The organism is Croceibacterium mercuriale (assembly GCF_000802385.1).
Taxonomy (GTDB): Bacteria; Pseudomonadota; Alphaproteobacteria; order Sphingomonadales; family Sphingomonadaceae; genus Croceibacterium; species Croceibacterium mercuriale.
In genome coordinates this window covers 606251-621601 of record NZ_JTDN01000002.1, presented here as the reverse complement: position 1 = coordinate 621601, position 15351 = coordinate 606251, and the positions used below count along the sequence as shown (strand labels likewise).

The following is a 15351-nucleotide window of genomic DNA, read 5'->3' as shown; positions in this document are numbered from 1 at the left end:
TGCTCCCGTCTACCAGGCGCCCGCCGGTCCGTGGAAGTCTGCCTCCACGATGCCCAGGTTCCAGCCGGGCGGCACCTCGTTCGCACCGGTGTCGCCGGCCTGCCGCGCGGTGGCAAGTTCCACGATCTGCCCGAACGCGTCGCGATCGGCGACCGGCGCGGTCTGCACGATGCGCAGCACCCGGCCCTGCGCCGGGGGGAAGGCGACGTTGGCGTAGCCGAGCGTCCGCTCCGTATCGCCTTCCCAGATGGTCCGGCCGTCCAGTTCGAACCGCAGCGGGTAGGCGCGGGTGCGCCAGCCGACCAGCTTCAGGTCCACCTCGCTCAACAGCACCGGTTTGCCGAAATCGAAGCTGATTACGGCCCCATCGGGCGTACCGGTGCTGGACCAGCGGGTCAGTTCGTTGTCGTCATGCGCGAAACCGACCTCGCCCGCATTGTCGGCCGCGCTGACGGCCACCGGCTGGTGCGTGGTGCGGGTCGGCGTGAAGGACGGCCCGTTCGGCGTCGGTCCGCGCGACAGGCTGGCGGTCTGGTGCCGTTCGGGGAAGTCGCGCGACAGGCCGGCACTGGCGGCTTCGGGTTGCGCCGTTGGCAGCTCGATCGTGACCGGGGCCATGCCGTCCGCAATCGCGGTCAGCCGCACGGTCCCGCTGCCGGTACCGGCGCGCACCAGCACGCGGTTGATGCCGCCTTCAACCGGCAGGTTCGGCGACAGGATGAAGTTGTCCTCCTCCCGCGCGGTGCCCGGATGGCTGGTGGTGCCGGGGATGTTCTCCGGCTGTACCGCTTCCGCCGCGCGCGGCTTGCCGGAGCTGTCGCCCTGCGCGATGCCACCGCGCCACTCGGCCGGGCCTTCCACCGTCCAGCGGATCATGTTGTCGGCCACCGGCACGCGGCGCCCGGCATCATCCACCACTTCCACATCGACCAGCGCGATGTCGGCGCCGTCCAGCACCAGCCCGCGGGGGCTGGTATGCGGCGTCAGCTTCAGTGCGGCCGGCGCGCCGGTCGTCTCCACCGTGTGCCGGGTCACGGCGCCATCCGCATGGGTGGCCACCGCCTCCAGCACACCGCCGTTCCACACCACGTCCGGCCAGGTGAACAGGAAGCCGTTGCTCCGCTCCCCCAGGCCCAGCGAGCGGCCGTTCAGGAACAGCTCCACCCGCTCGCCGGTGGAAACCACCATCTGCGGCTTCACCACGCCGGGGGCGTAGTTCCAGTGGCCGACGATATATGTGCCCGGCGCCGGATCGACCCAGCCGTTCCACATCACCTGATGGGCGAAAAAACTGGGCTTTGGCAGGCGCACCGCATCGACCTCGCCGGAGCGGCGGTAATTGTTGTCGCCGCGGAAATGGGTGTTGCTGTCGGACCAGATGATGTTGACCCCGCCCGAACTGACGCGAGTGCCGGTGCCCGGACGCACGCGGTAATATTCCCACCAGCGCCGCACATCCTCCGCCGCCTGGCTGTCGCCGTTGCGGTTGTAGTCGGGCGCGTCCTGATGGAACGGCGGGGTCCAGTTGTCCTGATACGCCCGGGCCGATTCATCGCGCGAATATTCCATCGACCACATGGGGATGTCGCCGCTCTTGTTGATGTACAGCATCTCCCCGCCATACTCGGCGATCGTGCTGTCCAGCATCTCGCGGCTGCCGATCGCCCGCCCGCCATGGGGATCATACCGGTCGCGGATCGCCTTCAGCTCGGCCATGTGCGCCTCGCTGATGCTCTCGTTCCCGCCTTCCCAGAACACCACACTGGGATTGTTGCGGTTGTAGATGATGGCGTCGCGCATCAGCTCCGTTCGCAATTCCCAGCGCCGGCCATCGGGATCGCGCTCGGCATCGCCGGCCGGCATGGCCTGCAGCAGGCCGACGCGATCGGCGGATTCCACGTCCTGCTTCGACGGGGTGATGTGCATCCAGCGCACCAGATTGCCGCCGCTGTCGACCATCAGCTGGTTGGAGAAATCGCTGATCCACGGCGGGATCGACACGCCCACCGCCGGCCATTCGTTGGAAGAACGCTGGGCATAACCGTGCATCTGGATCGTGCGGCCGTTCAGCTGCACCATGCCCTGCCCGAAATCCAGCTTGCGGAAGCCGGTGACCACATCGACGCTGTCGATCGGCCGGTCGCCGTCAAGCAGGGTGGTGGTGACGGTGTAGAGGTAGCCATGGCCCCAGCTCCACCAGGTCAGGTCGGCCACCTGCTGCTGCGCCGCCAATGTGGCGGTCGCCCCGGCACCGACCACCTGCGGCGCGCTGTCGAACGTGGCGCGCAAGGTGCCGTCGCGATCGCGCAGCTCCGCCCGCAGGGTCAGCGTGCGCGGCGCGCCGGCCTCGTTGCGCACCTCGCTCTGCGCATGGACCGTGGCGCTGCGGGTCGGCAGGTCGAATCCATCCGCCCAGACATATTGCCCGGTGGTGCCGAGGCCGGACCAGAGCGGCAGCGTCTGGTAGGTCGGACCGGTCAGGTGGAGGCGGACATTCTTGGTGATGCCGCCATAGTTCACGTTGAAATTGCGATCGTTCCACTGGAACGGGCTGCCGGTGGCCCGCTCCTTGTAGGTCCACGAATTGTCGATCCGCACCGCGACCACGTTCTCGCCGGCACGCAGCGCCGCGGTGATATCCGCACCGAAGGCCATCGCGCCGTTCTCCGACAGCACGACCTGCGTCCCGTTGACCCACACCTCGGCCGCTTGGCGCACGCCCTCGAACTCCAGCAGCGCCTTGCCCGGTGCGTCCGCCGGCAGGGTGAAGCGCTTGCGGTACCAGGTGATGCCGGTGGAATGTTCGCGGATGTCGCGGGCAAAAGCCTCCTTCTCGTTGAAGGCATTGGGCAGCACCACCGCCTGCCAGCCGGCATCGTCGAAGCGCGGTGCGGAGGCGCCTTGCAGCTCGCCATGGTGCATCCGCCAGTCGCTGTTGAAGTTGAAGGTCTGGCGCGGGCTGGCGACGTGGACGGAGGCGTCCTGCGCCATGATCGGAGCCGGCAGCGCTAGGCAGGCGCCGGCAAGGGCAAGGAACTTCAAACGCATCAAGGCCTCTCCGCCGGTTCTGGTTGACCGAGAAGGTAAATTGTCCTGACCAATCTGGCAATTGCCATGCGGCCGACTTTTATCAAAATCTAGCAAGCGATCTCATATTGTGGCATCACAGGGCCGGATTTGAGAGGACTATCATGAAGGCCGCTTCTGCGATCGACTACCGCGACCTCGCCCGGCGTCGCCTGCCGAACTTCCTGTTCGAATATATCGACGGGGGTTCCTATGCCGAGGTTACGCTGAAACGGAACGTCGCCGATCTGGAGGCGATCGCACTGCGCCAGCGGGTGCTGAAGGACGTGTCGCAGATCGACCTCAGCACCACCCTGTTCGGGCAGGAACTGGCCATGCCGGTGGCGCTGGCCCCGATCGGCCTGGCCGGCATGAACGCCCGCCGCGGCGAGGTGCAGGCGGTGCGCGCGGCGGACAAAGCGGGCATTCCCTTCACCCTGTCCACCGTGTCCGCCTGCCCCATTCCGGAGGTTGCGGCGGCGGCGAAGAAGCCGTTCTGGTTCCAGCTCTACATGATCCGCGACCGCGGCTTCATGCGCGACCTGCTGGCGCAGGCGGCCGCAGCCGGCTGCACCACGCTGGTGTTCACCGTCGACATGCCGGTGCCGGGCAGCCGCTATCGCGATTACCGTTCCGGCCTGGCGGGTGCGCCGGGGCTGGCGGGCGGTGCACGACGCATGATCCAGGCGATGCGCCGGCCGCGCTGGGCGTGGGATGTCGGCGTGCATGGCCGCCCGCACGCGCTGGGCAACGTCGCGCCGGTGCTGGGGCCGAACACCGGGCTGGAGGACTTCTTTGCCTGGATGCGGGACAATTTCGAACCAGCCGTGGGCTGGGACGACATCGCCTGGATCCGCAGCCAGTGGGCGGGCGAGATCGTCATCAAGGGCATCCTCGATCCGGAAGATGCGCGCGAGGCGGTGCAGGCCGGGGCGGACGGCATCGTGGTGTCCAACCATGGCGGGCGTCAGCTGGACGGCGCGCTGTCCAGCGCCCGCGCATTGCCGCCGATCGCCGATGCCGTGGGTAACCAGCTGGTGGTGATGGCCGATGGCGGGGTCCGTTCCGGCCTCGACGTCATCCGCCTGCTGGCGCTGGGCGCCGATTGCGTGCTGCTGGGCCGCGCCTGGGTCTACGCCCTGGCCGCTGGTGGCGAGACCGCGATCACGCACATGCTGGACCTGATGCGCGCGGAGATGCGCGTCGCCATGGCACTGACCGGCACCACCAGGATCGCCGACATCAGCCCGACCATGCTGCACATCCCCGGCGACGGGCATTGAAGGCGGCGCTGATCGCGCTGGCCCTGCTGGGCGCGACCCACGCCATGGCGCAACCCGTGCAGCACGACCTGACCGACGCCGCCGCCTACAGCGATGCGACGGGCGAAGGGTGGGAGGATGCGCAGCGTTGGTCGGTCAGGGCCGCGCCCGGCAATTACCGCGTCACGCTGACGATCACCGGCACCGCCCGGATCAGCGTGATGGCGGAATCACGTCGCCTGATGCTGGAGGACGTGGCCGTCGCCGCTGGCGAGACCGCCCGGCACAGCTTCATCGTCAATGTCCGCGACGCGACCCTGCCCGCGCCCGAGCGCAATGCCCCCGGCGCCAGCGGCGTCCGGCTGTCCGCGCGCGAGCAGACCAGCCTCAACTGGGATGACCGGCTGACACTCGAGTTCCTGAGCGATCGTGCCGCGGTGCGGGCCGTGTCGGTGGAACCGGTCACCGTGCCGACGCTCTACCTGCTGGGCGATTCCACCGTCACCGACCAGCCGGACGATCCCGCCGCCAGCTGGGGGCAGATGCTCACCCGCTTCATGGCGGACGACATCGCGGTGGCCAACCATGCCTGGTCGGGGGAGACGCTGAAGAGCTTCGCCACCAATTACCGCCTGGCCAAGGTGCTGTCGCTGGTGCAGCCGGGTGACGTCGTGGCCATGCAGTTCGGCCATAACGACCAGAAGGCGCAATGGCCGCAGACCTATGTCGCGGCCGGCAGTACCTATGATGCCTGGCTCGCCGCCTATATCGCGGAGGTGCGGCTGCGCGGGGCGACCCCGGTGCTGATCAACTCGCCCGAACGCCGCAACTATGACGAGGCCGGGCGGATCGTCCCGTCGCTGGCCGGCTATCCCGCCGCCGTGCGGCAGGTCGCACGGGCGCAGTCCGTGCCGCTGGTGGAACTGACCGAAGGCACCATTGCCTTCTACGAGGCGCTGGGGCCGGACGAAGCCGCCAAGGCCTTTGCCGACGAAGGCCGCGACCGGACGCATCACAACACCTATGGCGCGTACCAGCTGGCGCGGATCATCGCGGCCGGCATGGCGCAGGTGCCGGAACTGGGCGAGCATGTCGCGCCCGCGTTCCGCACCTACGACCCGGCCAACCCGCCGCTGCCTGCCAGCTTCACCCTGCCGCCCAGCATCATCCGGTCGAACGCCGGGCAGGCAGGCAGCTGAGCCGCTCCATTCCATAAATTGGGAAGCAGTCCCACTTTACGCATCCGCCCCCATGCGGCATAAGCACGGGCGGAGACAAGAGAGGAGCGCCCGGTGCAGGTTCACGCCTTCCGTATGCAATTGCTGCCCGGCATGGCCGACGAATATCGCCGCCGGCATGACGAGATCTGGCCGGAGCTGGTCGACCTGCTGCACGATGCAGGCATCAGCGACTACCACATCTTCCTGGACGAGCAGACCGATGCGCTGTTCGCCACCCTGCGCCTGGCGGAGCAGAACAAGCGCGATGCGCTGCCCGGTCATCCGGTGATGCGCCGCTGGTGGGACCACATGGCCGACATCATGCAGGTGGAACCGGACAACAAGCCGTCCGAATGGCCGCTGACCCCGATGTTCCATCTCGCATGATCGATCTGTCCCGCCGTCAGTTCGCCGCCGCTGCGGGCCTTGCTGCCGGTAGCGCGGCGCTGGGCGCCTGCGCGACCGTCCCGGCGCAGACCGCGGGCGGCAGGCGACCCTGGCCGTACCTGCTGGGCGCGGACATCACCTGGGTGCCGGAGGACGAGGCGATCGGCGCCACCTACTGGCAGGATGGCGTGCAGCGCGATCCGCTGGCGATCTTCGCCGATGCCGGGTTCAACGCCATCAAGCTGCGCACCTTCGTCAATCCGGAAAACGGCTACTCGCGGGGCAAGCCGGGCGGGCCGTGGGGCAGCATCGACAGCACCATCGCCTTTGCCCGCCGCATCCGCACGGCCGGCATGCACCTGTCGCTGACGCTGCATTATTCCGACACCTGGGCCGATCCGCAGAAGCAGAACAAGCCGGCCGCCTGGGCCGACCTGCCCTTCACGCAGCTGGTCGATGCGGTCCACCGGCACACGGATGACGCCCTGTCGAGGATGAAGGCCGCGGGCGTCGCCCCCGACATGGTGGTGCTGGGCAACGAGACCACGTTCGGCATGCTGTGGCCGGAAGGGCGCATCCCGCTGCCCTTCGCCACCGGCAACCCGGTCACCGATGCCGAGCATATGAGCGAGGCCATGCCCGGCGGCATGGACCGCTTCGCCGCGCTGCTGAAGGCCGGCATCGCCGCCAGCCGAGCGGTGCTGCCCGACGTGCCGGTGGCGCTGCACAATCATCTGGGCCGCCACTGGCAGATCACCCGCCACTGGACCGACAGCCTGATCGAACGCGACGTGCGCTTCGATGCGCTGGGCATGTCCTGCTACCAGCAGCAGGCGCAGGGCGACTGGGAGCGGACCTTTGCGGAATTCAGCCGCCGCTATCCCGATCACGGCTTCTTCGCGATCGAATATTCCAGCCGCAAGCGCTACCTCAACGACCTGGTGCAGGCGCATCCCAATGGCTGGGGCAGCTTCATCTGGGAGCCGACCCGCCACCAGGAGGCGATCTTCCTGCAGGACGGCGTCAGCGCCGGCGAAGGCCCCAAGCCCGACCTGCTGAGCCAGGGGCTGAACAGCGCAGAGGCGCCCGGCGCCACCCCCACGACCGGACCGCCGGCCGAACACCGGGTCAATCCAGGCGGCCGGTTCGACGCCGATCCCGCATTCGTTAATCTCTACCGTCAGATGGCACGCGATTATGGCGTGCTGGGCCAGCCGATCCGTCGCTGACCGCATTTCCAACAGGAGTTACCCAGACGTGGCCGCCCTCACTCACGACATCCCGCAAGCCCAGGTGACCGACGCGATCGGGCGGCTGATGCACAATCTCGTCAACATCAAGGACGAGACCGGCGAATTCCTGCTGCACCTGGAAGATGGTCGCATCATCGACACCAAGGGCTGGGCCGGCTGGGAATGGACCCACGGCGTCGGCCTGTTCGGCATGTGGCGCTATTACGAGCAGACGGGCGACACCGCCGCGCTCGACATCATCAAGGGCTGGTTCGCCGATCGCTTCGCGGAAGGCACGCCGACCAAGAACATCAACACGATGGCTCCGTTCATCACGCTCGCCTACCTGTACGAGCGGGAGCCGAACCCGTCCTACATCCCCTATCTGGACACCTGGGCCGAATGGCTGATGGCACCGGACGGCCTGCCCAAGACGGAGGAAGGCGGTTTCCAGCACATCGTCTACAACGATGTGAACCCGGGCGAGATGTGGGACGACACGCTGATGATGAGCGTGCTGCCGCTGGCCAAGATCGGCCTGCTGCTGGACCGCCCGCATTATGTGGAGGAGGCCAAGCGCCAGTTCCTGATCCACATCAAGTACCTGTTCGACAAGAAGACCGGCCTGTGGTTCCACGGCTGGGACTTCAACGGCCGGCACAATTTCGCCGAGGCGCTGTGGGCGCGCGGCAATTGCTGGGTCACCATCGCCATTCCCGAGATCATCGAGATCCTCGACCTGAAGCCGGGCGATGCGTTCCGCACCTTCCTGATCGACACGCTGGCCGCCCAGGTGAAGACCCTGGCCGAGACGCAGGACGCCGAAACCGGCCTGTGGCACACGCTGATCGTCGATCCTTCCAGCTATCTGGAAGCATCCGCCACGGCCGGCTTCGCCTACGGCATCCTGAAGTCGGTTCGGAAGGGCTACCTGCCGCGCGAATACGAGGCTGTCGGCATCAAGGCGGTCGAGGGCGTGCTGGCCAATATCGACGAGTCCGGCGAGCTGCAGCAGGTGTCCTTCGGCACGGCGATGGGCGACACCCAGCAGTTCTACAAGGACATCGCGCTGACCTCCATGCCCTACGGCCAGAGCCTGGCCGTGCTGGCACTGGCCGAGTTCCTGCGCACCTACATCTGATGGCGAGCGGCCGGCGGGGACATGACCCGCCGGCCATTGCCGCAACATCGAACCCGCGCGCAGGCAGCAGACCGGCCGCACCAACAGGAGAGCAGCGGCCATGGCCCTGACCGGCAACTTCGCCATCACCGGAACGCGGCCGGTCCGCTGGTACAACTTCGCCGCCTATGGCGCGAACGACATCATGGGCGCCGGCTCCATGGCGGTCATCAGCGGCTGGGTGCTGTTCTTCTACACCACCTTCTGCGGCCTGGAGGCATGGCAGGCCGGCCTGATCTTCACCGTGGCGCGCATCCTGGATGCGATCGCATCCCCGCTGATCGGCCATATCTCCGACAACATGTCGCATACGCGGATCGGTCAGACGATCGGCCGACGGCGGATCTTCATCCTTGCCGCCATCCCGCTGCTGCCTTCGTTCGCCATCATGTGGGTCAGCGGGCAGAGCTTCTGGTACTATCTCGCCACCTATGTTCTGTTCGAGCTGGTCTACGCGATGGAGATCATCCCGTACGAGACGCTCGCCGCCGAAATGGGCAAGGATTACAAGACCAAGGCCAAGTTCGCCGGCATCCGCATCCTGTTCGCGCAGGCCAGCGCCATCCTCGCGGGCTTCCTGCCGGGCATGCTGATCGAGGCACTGGGCGAACAGAGCGCCGACACCTTCCTGTACATGGGCATCCTGTTCGCGGTGCTGTTCATGGTGACCGCCACGCTGCTGTTCCTGTTCAGCTGGGAACGCACGCCGGCAGAGGTCGCCGCGATCCGGCCCGACGGCGACAAGCTGAGCCTGTGGCAGGCGTTCCGCGCGCTCTACGCCAACCTGTTCTCCACCCTGCGCATCCGGGCGTTCCGCCTGCATCTGGGCATGTATCTGGGCGGCTATATCAGCCAGGACGTGTTCAACGCCGCCTTCACCTTCTTCGTGGTGTTCGCGCTGGCGGGGACCATCTCCACCGCCTCCACCCTGCTGGGCACGATGTACATCGTGCAGTTCGTGGCGGTGATGATCGCCATCACCATGGCGCTGCGTTCCAGCCCGGCGCGGGCCTATCAGCTGGCGGCGCTCAGCTTCGCCATCGGCGTGATCGTCCTGCTGGCCATGTGGTCGGCCGGCGTGCGCTCCGGCAGCATGCTGCTGTGGGTGCCGATCCTGTTCGCGGGCCTTGGCCGCGGGGCGCTGAACTTCATTCCCTGGGCCACCTACAACTACATGGCCGACGTGGACGAACTGGTCACCGGACGCCGGCGCGAGGGCGCCTTTGCCGGGGTGATGACCTTCGTGCGCAAGGTGACCCAATCGGCCGCGGTGGCCGGCGTCACCGCGGTGATGAGCTTCGGTGGCTTCGTCTCGGGCGCCCAGGTGCAGAGCGAGCAGGCGATCAACACGCTGGCTCTGGTGCTGGGCATCGGTACCATCGCCATGCTGATCTTCGGCGTGCTGGTGTCGCTCCGCTTCCGCCTCAACGCGCAGACGCACCAGGTGCTGATGACGGAGATCGACCGCTTCAAGGCCGGCGGCACCGGCACGCCCGACGCGGCGACCGTGGCGATCACCGAAGACCTGACCGGCTGGCGGCACAACCAGCTGTGGGGCCGCAACCCGCTGGGTTGATGGCCATCCGTCCGGGATGTCCGTACGACATCCCGGACCACCCCGCTCCTATCGGCGGGGCGGTAAGACCGGCGTCAGCGTTCCCAGCTGATCGCCGATCAGCGCCAGATTCTGGATCGCGGCAAGGCCCCACTGGCTGGCGCCATTGGTGCTGACATTCGCCACCTCGTCCACGGGGCGCAGCACGGCCGGGCCGTGCAGCTGGCGCTGGCTGCCCGCCACATCCATGCGCAGACCGGCATCCGCGTCGTAGAATTCGCTCCAGGCACGCTGCGCCAGCGCCGCATCGCCCAGCTGGCGTGCGGCATAGGCGGTCAGGCGGGAATGGCCCTGCCCCAGATTGCGCCCGCGCCGGCGGGCGCCGGTCATCGCCTGGAACTCCTCGTCCGATGCGTTGTAGGCGACGCAGTAATCCAGCCAGGTGCGGCGATAGGCCGGCACGTCCAGCAGGCTCAGCAGCTCGGAGTTCACCTCGACCGCGCCGAACACGGCATTGAGATGGCTCATGCTGACCTCGTCCCCCGGCCCGGTGAAGCGCCCGGTGGCAAGGTCGTAATTGGCGCCGCCCGCGAACCACCCCTTGGGCAGGGCGGCAATGGTGGTCATCCCCGCCACGATCCGGTCGCGCCAGCGCGTGTCGCCGGTCCGCTCCCATTCCGTCAGCCACGCCGCCGCCAGCGAGCACCACGAGGTGCCGAAGCTCATCTCCACCTCGCCGGCGCGCGGGTTGGACCGCACCGTGGCCCCGGTGCCCGCGGCGATCACGCCACCGGGGCGCGCACCGACCTTGCGGCCGATATCCACGCGGGTCAGCGCCTCGTCGCCCGCCAGCGCCTCGCGCAGCAGGTCGCCGGTGCGCTCGTCCGCGGTCAGGTAATAGTAGATCCGGCGGTAGGCGGCGGTGGAGACGCGCGGCTGCTTGGAGCTGTCCGCCCAGTGCTGCACGCCATGGCGCGTGCCCAGCCCCTTCCATGGGCCCAGATGGTAGCAGTCGACCTCGCCCGTGTGCCGGGTCATCGCCTCGGCCAGGCGGAAGGTCGCCGCATCGCCGCTGCGCAGGTACGAATACCACAGCCACAGATCGGGCGAGAGCTCGCTGTTGGCCCAGGCGAACCCGCCGATGTCGTACTTCCAGACATGCCGGTCCCGGTCGTAGGAATGCATCCAGTCGCCATAGGACCAGAAGCCGTACCACCGGCGCTGCTCCACCTGATCGCGGTAGAAGGTCAGCAGGAAGTGGTTCTGGTCCTCGATCTCCGCCTTTGCGGGCGTGGAGCGATCGACCGGCGACCAGTCGCCGAACAGGCCGGCGGCGTGCAGCGCAGCCGGTTCCGGCATCAGCCGGGCAGGCGTGGCGAGGTTATGCGCCATCTGCGCCAGCCGCTCGGCCGAAGGCGTCGCGGGCAATGCCCACAGGGTGAACTCGGTGGTGCGGGCGATGCCGGTCGGCGATCCGTAGCCGGGCTCGTAATCCTCGTAGGTGACGTCCAGCCCGCGGTTCTGGTCGACGTAGGACTCCATGCCCAGCCCGTCATGGTAGAAGCGCAGGTCCATCGCCGGCGCATCGGGCGCATGGTACCACAGGCGGAAGGTGGCGCTATCGGTGTGCGCATCGCGGATGTCGAGCCGCACCGGGCAGCGCTGCCAGAAATCGCCCTGCCCGAAGGCGACGCCGCCGCTCGGGCTGCCGACATAGCCCAGCCCGCGGGCGCGCTCGCCGCCATCCACGTCGATCCAGCCATGGCCGGCCTTGGTGCGCTTCACGATGGTGAAGCCGTCGGCATTGGGCTGCGAGAGGGTGAAGTCGCCCCATTCGGGAATGAACTGCAGGTTCTCGCGCACACTGTCGCCCATCTGCTCCAGCGGCGGCGTGGCCTGCCCGGCCACCTGCGCCTGCCGGAAGGCGGCGCCCGGATCGCGGCGCAGGCCGGTCAGCGGGCGCACCGCCTCCGCCCAGATGCCGTCATTGCTGCCGGCGAAGCGCACATGGCGGTCGTAGGTGGCGCCGCGCAGCGGCACCTGCCCGGTCAAGCCCAGCCCGCGGATGAAGTCGGTCGCGGCATCGCCATCGAACACGAAGGAATGGACGATCCGCACGGCCGGGGATCCGGCGTGGAAATACAGCCGCAGCGTGAAGGGCAGCCATTCGCGCCCGGCACCCTGGTGAACGCCGGACACACGGATCGTGACGCGCACGGGGCCGCCCTGCTCGATCTCGGCGCTCTGGATCATCCCGTCGAACCGGGTCAGCGGCGTGCCCTCGCCCAGTTCGGCCTCGGCCTCGCTCTGGCTGCTGGCGGTCAGGCCCACGTCGCGCAGCACCTCGGCATCACCGCGCCGGGCAGAGCGGATGATGGCCTGCCCGCTGCGGCCCACTGTCCAGACCACCGGGCCGTTGCTGATCTCGATCGCGTCGCCACGCACGACCGCGCGGACCGGCTCTGCCGGCGCGGCGGGGCGGCCAGGGGCGATGGTCAGGGTGGCGGGATCGCCGCTGCCGCCGGGAAAGGCGTGGGCGGTCCACTTGACCGTGCCGTCCGGCCAGCGGGCGGTGACCCAGCTCTGCATCGGCACGGCATCGCCACTGGCGGCGATGGCGGCGAAGCTGGTGCGGGCGGGCAGCGCGCCCTGCGGCCAGGCGGCGCCGCAGGTCACCCCGTCCTGCGCCGGGGGCGGGGAGCCATCCAGCCAGCGCAGCGCCTGCGTCCGGCTGCGTGCGCCTTGGGCCAGCAGCGCGCCCGGGCTGATGGCGAGGGCGGCACAGCTGGCGAGCGCGGTGGATTGCACGAAGCGGCGGCGGCTGATGGGCATTGATGTGGTCCTCTCATGACAACTCCGCCCCGCTTGTGCGGGTGTCGGCGTCCGGGCAGATCGTCAGGTCATCAGATCGTCAGGCCCAGGCCGTAGATCCGGTTGGCGTTGCGCCCCCACAGGTCGCGCCGCTCATCATCCGACAGCGTGTCGGTGATGGATTCGTAGAATTCCAGATAGGTGCCCAGTGGCGCGAACAGCTTGTCGGTCGGCGTGTCGCTGGCGAACATGCAGCGATGCGTGCCGAACAGGTCGATCGCCTCCAGCAGCAGCGGCCGCAGCGCATCGGGGGTCCAGTGGCGGTCCACGAAGCCCAGTCCCGACAGCTTCACCGCCACATGCGGCTGCGCCGCCAGCGCCGCCATGCCGGTGCGCCAGTCAGCCATGCCATCGGGATCGCCCAGCACCGGCATGCCCATGTGATTGATGATCACCGGCACGTCCGGGTTCCTTGCCGCCACTTCGGCCATTCCCGGCATCTGCGCGGGGTAGCACTGCAGGTCGAAGCGCAGCCCGTGCCTGGCGAGCAGGGCATAGCCCGCCTGCCATTGCGGGTCGCGCGTCCAGTCCTGCGGGGTGTAGCTGCGGCGCGGATCGGCATGCCAGTTCACGATCTGGCGGATGCCGCGCACCCGGCGGTGCCCCGCCTGCCGCGCCAGCAGATTGCCGACGGCGGGATCGTGCAGCGGAGCATAGGCGACGATGCCGGTGGGCACGCCGGTTCCGGCGGCCAGCCCTTCCAGCCACTCGGTTTCCTCCACCGCATGGACCGCGTCGGCGCCGGCATCCACATGCACGCTGCCGGCCAGGTTCCAGCCGTCGAGATCGGCCAGGTAGTCGGCCGGGGCATAATGCCGCGCAATCGCCTCGACGCTCCCGTTGGGGCCGTCATCGGCGAATGGCGGCATCAGCCAGGGGTAGTGCAGGCGATCCAGCTGCCACAGATGGATGTGGGCATCCACGAAGGGAACGCGCATCGCCTGAACTCCCGGTATCAGTAGGTGGTGCGTCCGCCCGACGTGTCGAACACGGACGCGGTGGTGAAGGAGCATTCCTCGCTGGCCATGAAGCAGACCATCGCGGCGCTTTCGCTCACTTCGCCCAGCCGGCCCATGGGGATCTTGGACCGCATGTAATCGACCTGGCTCTGCGGCAGCTGCGCCAGGATCGGGCTTTCGAAGGTGGCCGGCGTCAGCGCGTTGGCGATCACGCCCTTGCCCGCCAGTTCCTTGCCCAGGCTCTTGGTCAGGCCGATCACGGCCGCCTTGGATGCGGAATAGGCGGAGGCGTTCGGATTGCCTTCCTTGCCTGCCACGCTGGCAACATTGACGATCCGGCCATAGCCGCCCTCCAGCATGACCGGCACGATCGCGCGGTTGCAGTAGAACAGGCCGTTGACGTTGACGTCGATCACCCGGCGCCAGCTGTCGAGCGGGAATTCATGCACCGGTGCGGTGGCGCCGGTGATGCCGGCGGATGCGATCAGGATGTCGATCCCGCCGCCCAGCGCATCACGGCTGTCCGCCGCCGCCTGCTCCACGGCCGCCTGATCAGACACGTCCAACGCCACCACATGGGTCGCGCCCGACTGGTCCTTGGCGGTGGCAAGCGCATCGGGGTTCATGTCCCACAGGACGACGTTGCCGCCCTCCGCCACGATGCGGGTGGCGACCGCCAGCCCAAGGCCCGACGCTCCGCCGGTAATCACCGCACGGCGGCCGGCGAAGCGGCCGGAATAGGCGGTGCTCATGCCAGCTTCCCCAGGCGGGCGGGATCGAACGCCACGACCTGCTGGCGCTGCGTGCCCAGCTTCTCGATCGCCAGTTCCATCACGTCGCCGTCCTTCAGGAAGATCTTGTCCGGCTTCTTGCCCTCGCCCACGCCCGGGGGCGTGCCGGTGATCAGCAGGTCGCCCGGCAGCAGCGTGATGTACTCGCTGACATAGCTGATCAGCTCAGCCAGGTTGAAGATCATCGTGCGGGTGTTGCCGGTCTGCATGCGCTGGCCGTTGACGTCCAGGCTCATGTCCAGTTCCTGCGCGTCGCCCACCTCGTCCGGCGTCACCAGCCATGGGCCAGTCGGGCAGAAGGTGTCATGCCCCTTGCCCTTGGACCACTGGCTGCCACGCTCCTTCTGGTTGAAGCGTTCGGACACGTCGTTCACCAGCGTGTAGCCGGCCACGGCGTCCAGCGCCTCTTCCTGGCTGACGTAGCGGCAGGTCTTGCCGATCACCACGCCCAGCTCGACTTCCCAGTCGCCATGCGTGCTGCCCTTGGGCAGCATCACGTCGTCATACGGGCCAGACAGGCTGGACAGCGCCTTCATGAACATCATCGGTTCGGTCGGGATCGGCAGGTTCGATTCGATCGCGTGGTCGCGATAGTTCAGGCCGATGGCGACGATCTTGGTCGCGCCGGCGAACGGCACGCCCAGGCGCTGCTCCCCTTCGACCAGCGGCAGGCTGGAAGCGTCGACGCCGGCGAGGTCGGCCAGGGTGTCGACGGTGATGTCGGATACGGTACCCGACAGATCGCGCAGCTTCCCGTCGGAGTCGATCAGGCCCGGCTTCTCGGCGCCGGCGGGGCCGTAACGGCACAGCTTCATGGGTCTGGTATCC

11 protein-coding genes are annotated in these 15351 nt (G+C 68.1%); 6 read left to right on the top strand and 5 right to left on the bottom strand.

Annotation, left to right across the window (positions count from 1 at the left end):
• Window positions 1–9 precede the first annotated feature (9 nt).
• The gene (locus PK98_RS12585) at window positions 10–3048 is read right to left on the bottom strand and encodes a sugar-binding domain-containing protein (protein WP_052208643.1); all 3039 of its coding nucleotides are present in this window, start codon (window positions 3046–3048) and stop codon (window positions 10–12) included.
• A 143-nt stretch (window positions 3049–3191) separates the two neighbouring features.
• On the opposite strand from PK98_RS12585, the gene lldD reads away from it, so the two are divergent.
• The 6 genes from lldD to PK98_RS12555 all read left to right on the top strand — a co-directional run bounded on the left by lldD (window position 3192) and on the right by PK98_RS12555 (window position 9923).
• Window positions 3192–4349, top strand: coding sequence for an FMN-dependent L-lactate dehydrogenase LldD (lldD, locus tag PK98_RS12580; protein WP_039097205.1), 1158 nt, complete (start codon window positions 3192–3194; stop codon window positions 4347–4349).
• Window positions 4346–5527, top strand: coding sequence for a rhamnogalacturonan acetylesterase (locus PK98_RS12575; RefSeq protein ID WP_052208641.1), 1182 nt, complete (start codon window positions 4346–4348; stop codon window positions 5525–5527). The genes lldD and PK98_RS12575 overlap by 4 nt, the downstream gene beginning before the upstream one ends.
• A gap of 93 nt (window positions 5528–5620) precedes the next feature.
• Window positions 5621–5935 carry an L-rhamnose mutarotase gene (locus PK98_RS12570; RefSeq protein WP_039097204.1) on the top strand — a complete coding sequence of 105 codons (315 nt, stop codon included), beginning with the start codon at window positions 5621–5623 and terminating at the stop codon, window positions 5933–5935.
• Entirely contained in the window at window positions 5932–7164 is a 1233-nt protein-coding gene (locus PK98_RS12565) for a glycosyl hydrolase 53 family protein (protein WP_039097203.1), read from the top strand. The genes PK98_RS12570 and PK98_RS12565 overlap by 4 nt, the downstream gene beginning before the upstream one ends.
• A 28-nt stretch (window positions 7165–7192) precedes the next feature.
• Window positions 7193–8308 carry a beta-galactosidase BglB gene (bglB, locus tag PK98_RS12560; RefSeq protein ID WP_039097202.1) on the top strand — a complete coding sequence of 372 codons (1116 nt, stop codon included), beginning with the start codon at window positions 7193–7195 and terminating at the stop codon, window positions 8306–8308.
• A gap of 100 nt (window positions 8309–8408) precedes the next feature.
• A complete protein-coding gene (locus tag PK98_RS12555; protein ID WP_039097201.1) occupies window positions 8409–9923 on the top strand; it encodes an MFS transporter in 1515 nt (504 codons plus the stop codon).
• A gap of 48 nt (window positions 9924–9971) precedes the next feature.
• Here PK98_RS12555 and PK98_RS12550 read toward each other — a convergent pair whose 3' ends face one another.
• The 4 genes from PK98_RS12550 to PK98_RS12535 all read right to left on the bottom strand — a co-directional run bounded on the left by PK98_RS12550 (window position 9972) and on the right by PK98_RS12535 (window position 15338).
• Window positions 9972–12734 carry an exo-rhamnogalacturonan lyase family protein gene (locus tag PK98_RS12550; protein WP_039097200.1) on the bottom strand — a complete coding sequence of 921 codons (2763 nt, stop codon included), beginning with the start codon at window positions 12732–12734 and terminating at the stop codon, window positions 9972–9974.
• A gap of 71 nt (window positions 12735–12805) precedes the next feature.
• The gene (locus PK98_RS12545; RefSeq protein WP_039097199.1) at window positions 12806–13711 is read right to left on the bottom strand and encodes an amidohydrolase family protein; all 906 of its coding nucleotides are present in this window, start codon (window positions 13709–13711) and stop codon (window positions 12806–12808) included.
• A 17-nt stretch (window positions 13712–13728) separates the two neighbouring features.
• Complete coding sequence (locus PK98_RS12540; protein WP_039097198.1) at window positions 13729–14484, bottom strand: SDR family NAD(P)-dependent oxidoreductase; 756 nt, start codon at window positions 14482–14484, stop codon at window positions 13729–13731.
• Window positions 14481–15338: a fumarylacetoacetate hydrolase family protein gene (locus tag PK98_RS12535; protein ID WP_039097197.1), complete on the bottom strand. Its 858-nt coding sequence runs from the start codon at window positions 15336–15338 to the stop codon at window positions 14481–14483. Before PK98_RS12535 ends, PK98_RS12540 begins: the two co-directional genes overlap by 4 nt.
• Between the last annotated feature and the right edge of the window lie 13 nt (window positions 15339–15351).

Bases quoted from the DNA above. Each gene is read 5' to 3' on its own strand.
- PK98_RS12585 (WP_052208643.1), bottom strand. From the start codon at position 3,048: ATGCGTTTGAAGTTCCTTGCCCTTGCCGGCGCCTGCCTAGCGCTGCCG.
- lldD (WP_039097205.1), top strand. From the start codon at position 3,192: ATGAAGGCCGCTTCTGCGATCGACTACCGCGACCTCGCCCGGCGTCGC.
- PK98_RS12565 (WP_039097203.1), top strand. From the start codon at position 5,932: ATGATCGATCTGTCCCGCCGTCAGTTCGCCGCCGCTGCGGGCCTTGCT.
- PK98_RS12555 (WP_039097201.1), top strand. From the start codon at position 8,409: ATGGCCCTGACCGGCAACTTCGCCATCACCGGAACGCGGCCGGTCCGC.
- PK98_RS12550 (WP_039097200.1), bottom strand. From the start codon at position 12,734: ATGCCCATCAGCCGCCGCCGCTTCGTGCAATCCACCGCGCTCGCCAGC.
- PK98_RS12545 (WP_039097199.1), bottom strand. From the start codon at position 13,711: ATGCGCGTTCCCTTCGTGGATGCCCACATCCATCTGTGGCAGCTGGAT.
- PK98_RS12540 (WP_039097198.1), bottom strand. From the start codon at position 14,484: ATGAGCACCGCCTATTCCGGCCGCTTCGCCGGCCGCCGTGCGGTGATT.
- PK98_RS12535 (WP_039097197.1), bottom strand. From the start codon at position 15,338: ATGAAGCTGTGCCGTTACGGCCCCGCCGGCGCCGAGAAGCCGGGCCTG.